General features: G+C 50.1%; 9 protein-coding genes. 6 read left to right on the top strand and 3 right to left on the bottom strand.

Annotation, left to right across the window (positions count from 1 at the left end):
* Window positions 1–10: 10 nt before the first annotated feature.
* On the bottom strand, window positions 11–1,045 hold the full coding sequence (locus tag ACNQKP_RS12645) for a hypothetical protein (protein ID WP_417865037.1): 1,035 nt from the start codon (window positions 1,043–1,045) through the stop codon (window positions 11–13).
* 236 nt (window positions 1,046–1,281) lie between these two features.
* Here ACNQKP_RS12645 and ACNQKP_RS12640 point away from each other — a divergent pair, with 236 nt between their 5' ends.
* The 3 genes from ACNQKP_RS12640 to ACNQKP_RS12630 all read left to right on the top strand — a co-directional run bounded on the left by ACNQKP_RS12640 (window position 1,282) and on the right by ACNQKP_RS12630 (window position 5,624).
* A complete protein-coding gene (locus ACNQKP_RS12640) occupies window positions 1,282–2,508 on the top strand; it encodes a DEAD/DEAH box helicase (RefSeq protein ID WP_417865036.1) in 1,227 nt (408 codons plus the stop codon).
* A gap of 99 nt (window positions 2,509–2,607) precedes the next feature.
* The gene (locus ACNQKP_RS12635; RefSeq protein ID WP_417865035.1) at window positions 2,608–4,287 is read left to right on the top strand and encodes a glutamine--tRNA ligase/YqeY domain fusion protein; all 1,680 of its coding nucleotides are present in this window, start codon (window positions 2,608–2,610) and stop codon (window positions 4,285–4,287) included.
* Window positions 4,288–4,349: 62 nt separating this feature from the next.
* Window positions 4,350–5,624, top strand: a complete 1,275-nt coding sequence (locus ACNQKP_RS12630) for an aminopeptidase P family protein (RefSeq protein ID WP_417865034.1) — start codon at window positions 4,350–4,352, stop codon at window positions 5,622–5,624.
* Between the two features lie 33 nt (window positions 5,625–5,657).
* Here the strand turns inward: ACNQKP_RS12630 and ACNQKP_RS12625 are convergent, their stop codons facing one another.
* Window positions 5,658–9,698, bottom strand: coding sequence for a tail fiber domain-containing protein (locus ACNQKP_RS12625; protein WP_417865033.1), 4,041 nt, complete (start codon window positions 9,696–9,698; stop codon window positions 5,658–5,660).
* A 265-nt stretch (window positions 9,699–9,963) separates the two neighbouring features.
* Between ACNQKP_RS12625 and ACNQKP_RS12620 the strand changes: the two genes are divergently transcribed.
* Window positions 9,964–10,731 carry a TIGR02147 family protein gene (locus tag ACNQKP_RS12620; protein ID WP_374032498.1) on the top strand — a complete coding sequence of 256 codons (768 nt, stop codon included), beginning with the start codon at window positions 9,964–9,966 and terminating at the stop codon, window positions 10,729–10,731.
* Window position 10,732: 1 nt separating this feature from the next.
* Window positions 10,733–11,404 (top strand): hypothetical protein, encoded by a 672-nt coding sequence (locus ACNQKP_RS12615; protein ID WP_374032499.1) that lies wholly within the window; start codon window positions 10,733–10,735, stop codon window positions 11,402–11,404.
* Between the two features lie 31 nt (window positions 11,405–11,435).
* Here ACNQKP_RS12615 and ACNQKP_RS12610 read toward each other — a convergent pair whose 3' ends face one another.
* Complete coding sequence (locus ACNQKP_RS12610; RefSeq protein ID WP_417865032.1) at window positions 11,436–11,708, bottom strand: hypothetical protein; 273 nt, start codon at window positions 11,706–11,708, stop codon at window positions 11,436–11,438.
* A 513-nt stretch (window positions 11,709–12,221) separates the two neighbouring features.
* Between ACNQKP_RS12610 and ACNQKP_RS12605 the strand changes: the two genes are divergently transcribed.
* Window positions 12,222–12,596 carry a SnoaL-like domain-containing protein gene (locus ACNQKP_RS12605; RefSeq protein ID WP_417865031.1) on the top strand — a complete coding sequence of 125 codons (375 nt, stop codon included), beginning with the start codon at window positions 12,222–12,224 and terminating at the stop codon, window positions 12,594–12,596.
* The last annotated feature ends 34 nt before the right edge of the window (window positions 12,597–12,630 follow it).

Genomic DNA, 12,630 nt, shown 5'->3' with positions numbered 1-12,630 from the left:
AGCGTTGCGTTTAATTCATCATCTCCCATACACATGGGCCGTAGGTTGGCTGGTGGGGTACGTTGACGTTAAGACTTGTGACTTTTTCTGTGTTCCCCACTTTATCACTGGGATGGAAAACGACAGAAGAAAGCGGTTTGTTTCGGGAGGGCGTGAATTCACCGATCACATTGTTTCCTTCACTGCGCAAAGAAAGTGGTTTTGCCAGGCTTTGGATCTGGCTGTCTTGCATTTTCAGGATGAATCCGCCCTCGACAGCCGCCGCATTTTCCACAGAGGTATTGTGATCCACCAATACGTCGACCAGCTTCATGAAGGAAGATGAATTGATGCCACTCTGGATCTGGCTTTGATTTTCAGTGATCGATACATGATTCAGATCCAGACAACCGGTCGAGGACCAGATAGCACCATCGCCTTCTAAGGAAGTGTTGTGTTCAAACACGGTGTCAGTGGCTTTTACGGAAGTGCCCCAGTGGAACAAAGCTGCACCACCATGCAAGGATCTGTTGTCGTGGAAATTCACATGATTCAAAGTCAGCATGCTGTAGTGTGGAGCCGCAGGGCCTGTAGCTTCAATAGCACCACCATGAGACATAGAGTTGTTTTCATAGAAGTCCACATTGGTGATCCCAATTCTGGAGCCTTCACTGAGGATGTTGATCGCTCCGCCAGCAGGGTAGTTCGTCAGGGTGGCCTTGTTGGAATTTCCATGGGTGAAGTTCATGTTTGAAATGTTCACGTTCAAATTCAAACCGTGGATCATGAAAATGCGGCTTTTGTTCTGAGCATCGACAACGGGGCGGGAAGTTTTATTCATCCCTTGCAGGGTCAGATTTTTTTGAATCACGATTTCGCCTTCGTCCAAAGTCAACAGGGGCACATTTTCATCGATTTCAATGGTGTCGCCGGATTGGGCTTCAGAAACCACAGATCGCAAAGAACCCGGGACCGAGTCCTTGCCGGTGGTGACATGAAGAACATTCGCCATAGCGCCGGTGTTTGACATCAGGATCAGCAGGGAAAGCAGGGTGGATTTTTTCATTGTTAACTCCAGTTTGATTGTTATGCCTGAATATAAAAGCATCAGCCGTGCCGAGGGGAAATGGGCCTCTAGAGGCGCTAATTTTGAGCTGAGCCAGTCCCTGCCGGGTTCCCGGCAGACCTTATTGCCGGGGGATCGGTGGGTGCCGGAAGGGCGGCAGGGGGACTTCTGCCATTCTGGTGTCCTTCCGGGGCGAAATAAGCTATAGTGGGCCCTCGCATTATCCGGGAGCCCGTATGAATACCTTTGCTGATTTTGAGCTGTTGCCTTCTCTTTTGAAAACCCTCAAGACTTTGAAAATTTCCAAGCCCACTGAGATTCAAAAGCAGGCCATTCCGTTGATCATGAGTCATCAGGCCGTGGTCGGAGTTTCTGAAACGGGCAGTGGCAAAACTTTGGCGTACGTGCTGCCGATTTTGAATTATCTAAAGTCTTTGGAAGACGCAGGCGACCCGGTAAAAGAAGAAAATGCACCTCGTGCTGTTGTCATGGTGCCTTCCCGTGAACTGGGCGAACAAGTGGCCAAGGTGTTTAAGTCCATGACTCACGATACAAGACTGCGTGTGCGTCCGGCATTGGGCGGGATGAGCCTGGAGCAAGCCCGTCGTAACACCTCTGGCGCTTTTGAGGTTCTGTTGGCGACTCCGGGCCGCCTGGTGCAGATGTTGAACAAGGATCTGATCAGTTTGCGTGATGTGCGCTTTCTGGTTTTTGATGAAGCCGATCAAATGCTGGATCAGGGTTTCTTGCCTGACACGAATCGCATTGTTGATTGCTGCCCCGAAGACGTGAATCTGGCGCTGTTTTCAGCCACGGTATCCAAAACGGTTGAAAAACTGATGAATGATTTATTCGCGAAAGCCGAAGTCATTCGCAGCAAGAACAGCGGTAAAGTGGTGTCCACTTTGAAAACCAAAAATCTGACGGTGGAAGACGGCAAACGCTGGCCATTGTTTGAAAAAGTTCTGGCGCAGAAAGTGGACGGGGGCACCATCGTTTTTGCCAATACCCGTGAACAATGTGACAAGATCGCCAAGGAATTGACGGACAAGGGCCATGCTTGCGTGGTCTATCGCGGAGAAATGGACAAAAATGAGCGTCGCACGAATCTGAAGAAGTTCCGTGACGGTCAGGTGAGTCTGCTGGTAGCCACCGATCTGGCGGGGCGGGGTTTGGATGTGTCCAATATCGCACGCGTGATCAACTATCATCTGCCGAAAGAGATGGAAAACTATCTGCACCGGGCCGGTCGTACTGCACGGGCTGGTCGTTCGGGATTGGTAGTGAATCTGGTCACGGAACGTGATGGTCGTCTGATTGCGGCTTTGGAAGGCAATAAGCCACCGTCATTGGAGAAAAAGACTGATCATTTGGGCAAGCCTCGGGTCGGCTCCACGACACGTTTTAAAGACGCCAAGGGCAAGTCCGGATACTCAAAATCCATGGGACAAAAAAAGCGCTAACTTGCGCATAGCAGCAGGGGGTCTTTCCGGCTTTTTCAGAGCCAGATAAGGCCCTCCCAGACTTGACAGAAATCAGGGCGAGGAGTGTACTGGTACACTATGAGCAAGCCCAATAAAACACCTGTAGATGCGCCTAATTTCCTGAAACAAATCATCGAAAAAGACCTTGAGACTGGCAAAGTCAAAGGCGAAGTGGTCACACGCTTCCCTCCAGAGCCGAACGGATACCTGCACTTGGGGCACGCCAAGTCGATCTGTTTGAATTTTGGTCTGGCTCAGGAATACCAGGGTCGCTGCCATCTGCGTTTTGACGACACCAATCCTGAGACGGAAGAAACCGAATACGTTGAATCCATCCAGGAAGACGTCAAGTGGCTGGGCTATGACTGGGGCCAACACCTGTATTACGCGTCTGATTACTTCGAGCAGATCTATCAGTGGGCTGAGCAGCTGATCAAAGACGGCAAGGCCTATGTTGACTCCCAGAATGAAGAAGAAGTGCGCAAGAACCGTGGTGACTTCACGACTCCGGGCAAGGACTCTCCCTACCGCAATCGTTCTGTTGAAGAGAACCTGGATTTGTTCCGTCGTATGCGTGCTGGGGAATTTGAGGAAGGTCAGCACATTCTGCGTGCGAAAATCGACATGCAGTCTCCGAACATGAACATGCGTGATCCGTTGTTGTACCGTATCCGCAAAGCGCATCACCACCGCACGGGTGACAAGTGGTGCATCTATCCGATGTACGATTATGCTCACCCCTTGTCTGATGCGATGGAGCACATCACGCATTCCATCTGTACTTTGGAGTTCCAGGATCACCGTCCTTTCTATGACTGGTGCGTTCAGAATGTTCCGGTGCCGGCAGAACCTCATCAGTATGAGTTTGCGCGCATGAACATGACGTACCTGGTGATGAGCAAGCGCAAGCTTTTGCAACTGGTAAAAGAAAAGCTGGTTTCCGGATGGGATGATCCGCGCATGCCAACCATTTCCGGTGTTCGCCGTCGTGGTTACACTCCGGAATCCATCCGTCGTTTTGCAAAACGCATTGGTGTTGCGAAATCGGAAAGCATTATCGAATACGATATCCTGGAAAGCTGTGTGCGTGATCATCTGGATGAAACAGCTCATCGTGCGATGGCAGTTTTGGATCCAATCAAGGTTGTGATCGAAAATCTGCCGGATGGTCATAAAGAGCTGATTGAAACTTCTGTGCATCCGAAAAACACAGAGTTGGGGAACCGTTCTTTGCCGTTCACCAAAGAAGTGTACATCGATGCGGCAGACTTCATGGAAAATCCGCCCGACGATTACTTCCGTCTGTCTCCGGGCAAGGAAGTTCGTCTGCGCAATGCTTATGTGATCAAGTGCAAGGACGTGATCAAAGATGCTTCCGGCAAAGTGGTTGAACTGCGTTGCGAATACGATCCAGTAACTTTGGGTGGTAAGCCGACAGCCGATGGCCGCAAAGTGAAAGGTATCGTTCACTGGGTTTCTGCAACGGATTGTGTGGATGCGGAAGTGCGTGTGTACGGGCGTCTGTTCAAAGTGGCGGATCCGGAGAATGTTCCGGATGGTCAGGACTTTAAAGTGAACCTGAATCCGGACTCTTTGAAGGTGATCAAGAATGCGAAGCTGGAAAAAGGTTTGAAGGATGCGAAACTTGAAAACCGTTACCAGTTTGAACGTGTGGGTTACTTCTGCCTGGACAGTAAGGACTCCAAGCCAGGGGCGCTGGTGTTCAACCGGGTTGTCGAACTGGCATCAAGTCACTAAGAAATTGAAAATTCAAACGACGAAGGCAGCCCCGAGCTGCCTTTGTTTTATAGGTGGTCGCTATGTTGTTTGCTGAAAGTGTTTATAAGACCCGTCAGGGGAAAGTGGCCGACGCCTGGAAAGGCCTGTTAGGTCCCCAGGATCTGGTCCTGGTTCACAGTGGTGAGGCCGTGCAAAAGCCAGGTGGCTTGGATCAAACATATGATTTCCTGCCTCATCCTTCTTATTTCTGGCTGACCGGACATCGCCGTGACGAAGGTGTCATGGCTTATTCTGTGAGCGAAGGCTGGATTGAACATCAACGCCCACTCAGTCCCGTGGACATCGTTTGGGAAGGCGCTGAAGGAAACTTTGAGTGCGAACACACTCTGGTGGATCTGCAAAAGAAACTGCAGGGCGGGGCGTACAAGCGGGTGTTCCATCTGGGACAGACTTCAGAACGAACATTCGAAGCTGAAACCCGCGAACTTTCGATCAAGCTGGATCAGGTTCGTCGTTGCAAGGATTCGCACGAAGTTCAGTTGATTCGTCAGATCGCTGCGATGGCCAATAAAGGTTATCAGGCGTTGCAAAATGCATTAAGACCGGGAATCACCGAGCGTGAACTGCAGTTGCATTATGAAAACGCCGTGTTGATGGCGGGCGCTGACAAGATGCCTTATGGATCAATTGTGGGTAGTGGTGAAAATGCGGCGATCCTGCATGCAGTACCAACAAAAAAGAAAGTTGGTTCTGGCGAATTGGTTTTGGTCGATGCCGGTGCCGATGTTGAGGATTATTGTGTCGACATCACTCGTGTGTACGCGGTGGATGGCAAATTCACGCAGCAACAAAAAGACGTCTATGATCTGGTTCACGAAGCTTACAAATCTTCTGTGGCCATGTGCCGTCCCGGAGTGCAATGGCGTGAAGTGCATATGAAGTCCGCTCGCGTAATAGCAGAAGGTTTGCAGCAGTGGGGCATTTGGAAAAGTTCCGTCGATGCGGCTTTGGAATCCGGCGCGATCTCTGTGTTCTATCCGCACGGCGTAGGCCACTTGGTGGGCTTGAAAGTGCGTGACACCGGCAATCCGGAAAACGTGAATCCACAACGCTATTACGGAGCTCGTCTGCGTGTGGATCTGGAATTAAAGGAAAATTACCTGATCACGGTGGAACCAGGGTGTTATTTCGCCCGCGCCTTTATCGAAGACAAAGAAATCCGCGAAAAGTACAAGGACCACATCCAGTGGTCTGAGGCTGAAAAGTGGAAGTCCTTTGGCGGGGTTCGTCTGGAAGATGACATCCTGATCACAAAAGGTGAGGCAGAGAGCCTCACCAATGTTGTTCCAAAATAGGTTTTAGAAGGCTCGCTCAAAGCGGGCCTTTTTTTATTTGGCTCCGTTCAGTTGTTTTTCAATTCTGTCCAGACGTGCTTTGATGTCTTCGTTTTCCTGACGAAGGCGCAGATTTTCAGCCTTGAGGTTTGCGGTTTCCTGATTGAACTGAGCATAGAGCTCTTTGACAGCCTCAATCAGTGGTGCCACCAGAAGGGAATAGTTAACACCTTTAAATCCATCAGGGCGAGTCACTACGGCTTCGGGGAATTGCACCTCGACCTCTTGTGCGATCACCCCCAGTTGGCGGGAGTCGGTGAAGTGACGTTCTGGGAACTCTTCGCTTCGCCAGTCGTAGGTGACCCCGCGAAGCTGCATAATTTTTGCCAGTGGATGTGATAGAGAGGAGATGTTTCTTTTTAAACGTAAGTCGGAAGGCGTGATACTGCCTGTCGCCGTAATATTTCCAGTAACATTAACGTCACCTGCAATGTTGGGGTTTCCGATTATTTCAAAAGTACCTCCCTGAAATAGAGTGCTGCCGATAACATGGAAGTTGGCGCTGGGGGAGGTGGTGCCGATAGAAACATTTCCGCCCATAACTCTGATCCCAGACGGGAAATCTGTAACTCCTGTCGCTGATAGAGTTCCTTCAACGCGGGTACTGCCATTGACACGCAGACGATAAGTCAGTGGATCATTGATGCCGATAGCAACACCACCACCAAGTGGAGACGTATTTAGCAGGACATGTCCATAAGTTGAATCTGTGGTATTCTGTCCTGCATTGATGACCACGTAGCCGGCGCCGGCGGTGCCGCTTCCCGAAGTAATCATGACATTACCACCAGACGAGGAGTTGCCGGTGCCACCATTAATGTTGACGGCTCCAGCGCTACCACCAGCGGCACTTGCGCCGCCTTTAATGCTGACCGCTCCGCCGTTTCTTGCAGTGGCTGATGCTGTGATACCAGGGGCACCTTCAATTGATACGCTTCCTCCATGTCCCTCTGTGGGATGGCCACCATAAATATATGCTATTCCGCCTGAACCGGAAGTTCTGCCGCCTAAGCCGCCTGAGACGTATGTATTTAAACCGTTAGAACTGTCACCAACATAGCCACCCTCAATTGAGTTGACTCCAACTTGGTTATTGCCGCTACAAATCACACACGCTGCACCAGCGCATGCGGTGTCCAGTTTGCCGTAAGTGGTACCTACTATGTACCCCAAAAACCCGGGCAACTGAGACATCGTGGCGGGACAAGTGGCCTGAGAGATGATTCTAGCACTGGCTGGGATTGTTGCGGTGACAGACGTCGAACACTTTTGATACGCAATGCGCCCACGGAAAAATGTATAGGAGCTAACGGCATTGAATTTGATCCCTGCAGATCCAGTTGCAGTCCAACCAGTCGGGCAGGACTCCATGAAGACCTCAGTCCCGGCAGGAATATTAGCACCAGCTGCGTCGGCTTGACAAACGTATGAAGTGGCCGTCGTTGTCAAAGTGAACATACCGACTTGGGTCCAACCCGTCGGGCAAGAGGTCATAACCGCTGTTGTGCCCTGAGGAATCGCGCTGCTGTTTTCCATGGCGATCCAGCGATTGGCCCGGCAGGTCTCTATTATTGATGTGCTGGCATTACGGCGAATGGCGCCGACATTGGTGCTGCTGCAAGCCACGTTTTCGTCACCCAACATCAGGTTTCCATTAACATCCAAGGATGCATTTGGATAGATTTTGCCTATGCCGACCTTTCCATTCATAAGAACGATATCTTTGTTGGTCGCTGTTCCTCGGAAAATATAGTGCCCGCCTGAAGGCAAGCCCGCTGAACTTAGATCTGCAGGCGTCGTATGCTTGAAGTACATTGCAGCGCCAGTTCCGATGCCTCCGAAGTCATCAATCCCCAAGAATCCAATCTGTGCCTGAGAGGTTTCGACATTTCCACCGATAACGCCAAAGTCACCGGCAACTTTCATTTTTAATACAGATTGATCACCGTCCAGTGGAGTGCTGCCAAGATCCAAAACAAGCTTGGTGTCTGGTGTGGGTGTTCCAATGCCGACGGACCCGTTTGGCAGTATTGTCATCTTTGCAGAGTTGTTGGTTTTAAGTGTCAGGCTTTGGTTGTCATTTGTGCCCAGAGAGGCCGCTACACCGAAGCTGTTACCGCCATTGGTGTAAATGCCACCGGCGCCAGTGACAGGAAGGTCTGAAGATGCAATCGCACGGAAAGCTGGTGCCGCAGAACCCGTGGTCGGGCCAGCAAAGAATGTGTTTGCGGATTGCACAGCAAAGTTGCTGCCAGAAACTGTGATGGTAGAACAAGCGAACGAATCAGATCCTGACAGCCAAATAAGGGCTTGGCCGGCAGTACAGTCGGTGGTGGGCCAAGGGCTCAATGAATTCACATTCAACAAGTCAGTATAAAAAAGCTTATTCGCGGTCCACGCACCAGTGTCCCAGCGCAGTGTTTGTCCATTGATTGTCCCTGCAGAAATTGAAATTGCAGGAGTGCTGGAACCTGTAGCCACACTTAGCGGAGCTGTTGCTGATACAGTGGTGACTGTCCCGGCGTTCGGGGTGATCCATTTAAGTCCCGTAGTTTCAGCACTGTCAGCGGCAAGGATCTGTCCATTGCTGCCAACGCCCAGGCGGGTGGAACTAGTGCCATCGCGAGCAAGGATATCACCTTTAGTCGTCAAAGGACTTAGAGCATTAAAGCCCGCAGCCGCTGTAGTTTGTCCGGTACCGCCTTTATTCACAGGAACAGCAGCAGAAAGATTGGCCGGATTTAAGTTCGTAACTGCAGAACCATCCACATTAAGTGTCACTGCACCAGAAGTACCTCCACCGGTTAACCCGGTACCAGCAATCACATTCGTGATGGTGCCGGAATTGGTGGTGTCCGCGGCAGGCGCCCATTTAGTGCCATCAAACTTTAGAACCTGACCTGTTGTTGGTGCGGTGGCATCGATTGCAACGCCTTTGATCTTGTCCACTACGGTTGCGGCTTGAGTGCCGCTAACGTCACCAGTCAGTGCTCCGGTGAATCCCGCAGCATTGCCTGCGATATTGCCATTGATCTTGGCGCCCGCGATGGTGCCGGTTATCTGGCTTTCCGTGATCTGAATATTGTAGCAGTCAAATTTATTGGCTGGTGTGACAAACACCAAAGACTGACCTGCCGTACAGCTGGTTGGGAACATGGTTGCATCGACTTTGTTCGTCAGCTGTGTCGAAAGACCGGCGACATCAGCAATGGCCAGGGAGCTTGGGACCCAAGAACTTGTCCCATTGTATTTAAGAACTTGATTCGCCGTCGGAGCTGTCGCATCCACCGCCACGTTCTGGATCTTGGTAGCATCGCCGAAGCGCGCATCATTTCCGGCAGCCACACTACCTGCTCCTGTCCCTACAGTGATACTCAAAGTGGGAATGGAAGCGGTACCGCCTTTAACGAGAGGAGCCGACACATTGATATCACTGATGGTGCCAGCACCACCGGAATCATTTTGACAGGTAAAGGCTGTTCCGTTGTAGGTCAAATACTGACCCACGGCACATGAAGCCAGGTTGTCTTTCAAAACAAAATCAGTGGGCAGGCTGTCGCCAAGGCGTGCTGCGGAATAAGAGAATGATGCAAAGGGAACTGAACGAATTTCAGACGGCGGGGTGATGGCTTTCCAGCCGGAGCCATCATGGAATTGAACTTTTAAGATGCGTGTTTCATTTTCAGCCGGTTTGTAAGTTCCACCCGCAGCGCAGGGAAGGTCGATAGAGTTCTTGAAAGCATCCTGAATGCTCGCAGTGGGGCCCGTCGGGAAGCTGCGAGTGCCTGTGCCGATAGGTACATCAAAGACCCCGCCAGATCCCTGCATATTAACGCCGTTGCGCTGCTCCTGATAGAATGTGCAATTGCCGGATTGATTTGTGATTGAAAAGGCAAAGCTGACATTATTGTATTCCAGCGGAGTTCCATCCACCTTTAGGATGCGCCCTTGATAGGTGAAAGAGTCAGGAGCCCCCCAGGACTTTAAGCCTGTAAACACAATAACGAACAGTAGGCATATAAATGATGACTTCATATCAGCTTGATCGGTAAATGCGAGAGGCATCTTTATTCGGTCGGGCGACATAGTGCTCGTGACAACTTAATCAGGAGCACAAAGTGACTATAACTCATGTTCTTCTCTCGTAAAACACAGCATTAGGTGGAGCTGTGGAGCTGGCGCTGTAAGGCTGGCTAAAAACTGCTAAGGAGCTTGCTCCTCTAGAACTCTCCGGAGCATCTTTCCTGTCTGAAGGTTTAAAAACTGCTGAATTTCAGTATTTATTATCTTAAATAAACCTATGTCAGAAAAATCAGTTTCTCAGCTTCTAATGCAAATTTACAACAAAAGACGCACGCAGAATCCCCGCTATTCCCAAAGGGCTTTCGCCAGAGATTTGGGGCTTTCTTCTGGGCATCTTTCCGAGCTTCTGAGTGACAAGCGTCTGCCCAATAAAACGACCATGACACAGTTGATAAGAAAGCTGGGGCTGAATGGTGTCGATGTTGATCGTTTCATCGAAGCGGCAGCGGACTCGAAAAAACGCAAAGTTCAGCGCAAGCTTCCTGTTGTATTGGAGCCCGAGCAATTTTCGATTGTTGCGGATTGGGAGCACTTTGCTTTGGTCTCTCTGATGAAAACCAAAGGCTTCAGGGCCGACGAACAATGGATTGCTGAACGTCTTGAGATTTCCAGGTCCCGAGTCAGCCAGATTCTAAACCAGCTTGAGCAGGCAGGTCTAATCAAACGAAGCGCAGGTAAGCTCTCCAGTCTTGAAGGCAACATCACGACCACGCAAGATATTCCGTCGGAAGTGATTCGTCAGTCTCACACCCAGAGAATCGGTCTGGCCTTGAAGAGTCTGAAGAAGGATCCTGTGAGCATACGCGATATCAGCGCTATTACGATGCCGGCCAATCCAGCCCTGTTGCCTGAGGTTAAAAAGATGATCACGGCGTTTCGCCGCAAAGTCGCCCGTCGTTTGGGGAACACTGGCAAATGCACAGAAGTTTATTCGTTGAACATTCAATTGTTCCCATTGACTCACAATGTGGAAACGGAGGAATAACATGATATACCTGAGATTTTTTGTGCTGATGCCTTTGTTATTGGTTTTCCCGGTAACTCAAGCGCTGGCACTTAGCGACTGGCAGGAAGTTGGCAACGGTGGTCAAGTGCTGGTTTGTCCTAGTGGTGTCACTATGTATGACTATAGTGAGGCTCAGCTGCGTTATCGACTGACGCCGAAGATGCCCGAAGCTAACGTCGTTTTTCCGGTGAATCCGCACATACCTAAGGAAAACCGACTGGCGTTGGAGTTGCTGAAGCGCTTTCGTGGTTTTGATGTCAGCTGGTACGGGAATGCAGAGGGACTCATTTTACATTTCTATAGTGAAGCGAATCTGATTTCAGGTGTGGATCTCGTGACCATTCGTGACACAGGCATGGGCTTTATCCCCCGCGGATGCCGGCTGGAGCAACTGATCGCGCAAAGCCGTCCTTCAGTTCCTGAAGACCGCTATTATAAGATCAATGCGGATCTTTGGGATTGGATGTTTCCTGAACAACGGGCCACGGCGATTCTGCACGAAGTGCTTTACCGCCTTTCACCGAAAGCAAAATTTATCTTTTCCTCTGAGAAAATCCGCTATGTCGTGGGTTTGGTTCTCGCAGACACATTGAAGGATAAATCTGCAGAAGAGGTGAATTCCATTTTGCTGGAAGCGGGTCTACTCTATTAGGCTTGGTGTGCAAAACCTTGTAAAGACAAATTCAGAGTTCTGGGGCCTGGCCTGCTTTAAGCCAGGACGACCATTTGTGAGAGTCATAGTCGGCGTCTAAATCCGGGACACTTTCCTGGGCCTCCATGGAAGTGTCAAAGCCGTTGGCTTTCTCATCGCCCTGGCGCAAAGGGGCCTGTTCTATCGCCGGGGAGCCTCCAGAAGCGGAACCTCTCAAGTCAGATTCCACATTCCATTTCGGACGAGTCAGTATAATTGCCACAATGAAAGCTGCTACGATCAGCACGATATAACGTTTGCGCATGCATCCCCCTCTCCCCAGGAAAGTCCTATTGCAAAGCCGTGCCGAGTGCTTCGAGGAATTTAACAGCAGTACAGGGGTTATAAATTAGACAATCCCCAGTCTCTAGACAAGACGCTGGTAATTGCCTGATTCTACATTGGAAACATCAAGCATGGAAAAATGGAATGTACACTATTTGAACACAGCCGCCGCTGAGGCTGGCAGTTCAAGTGTCACGGGAGTTGTCATCCCATTGGTTTTTTCATCGCCGTCTTTTTTAGAGAGGGGTCTGTTCTTTTTAGGCTTCGCGCTCATTCTTTAATTCACCCTATACCAGTCAACGTTCAAAAAAATAGGTTAATCAAAGCCACGCCTTGTGTTGGCGTGTTGTTAGACATCAAGAGTGTCGATGACTGATACAGTTGGCAAGTGAAATGTTCCATGGACCAGGAAAATGGAACGCTGTTCAGATACATATTTGTTTGGCTTGGTAGCAGGAGGATTATAGATCGCACTAACGTCGTAGGAGGAAATGTGGAAACAAATACAACTTTGAACGTAGGGAAGAAGCTGGTTGAACTCTGCAGGAAGGGCGACAACATGAAGGCCATTGAAGAGCTTTATTCACCGGATATTGAAAGCCTCGAGGCGATGGACATGCCAGGCATGCCTGCGAAGATGCGCGGTTTGGAGGCGATTCGCAGGAAGAATAAGGACTTTGACGAACAAATGGAAATGCATGGGATTGAAGTGGAAGGGCCCTTCCCATTCGGTGATCGCTTTGCCGTTCACTACAAAATGGACGCCACTGAGAAGAAAACCAACAAGCGTGTCAAAATGGAGGAAGTCGCTCTGTATACGGTGAAGGACGGAAAGATTATCAAAGAAGAGTTCTTCTATACGATGTGAGTTTATTCATGTTTTGATCAAAGTTTACTGAGTA

This window comes from Bdellovibrio bacteriovorus (genome assembly GCF_048286975.1).
In the GTDB taxonomy this organism is placed as follows: domain Bacteria; phylum Bdellovibrionota; class Bdellovibrionia; order Bdellovibrionales; family Bdellovibrionaceae; genus Bdellovibrio; species Bdellovibrio bacteriovorus_H.
This window is presented reverse-complemented; position numbering and strand designations above follow the sequence as displayed.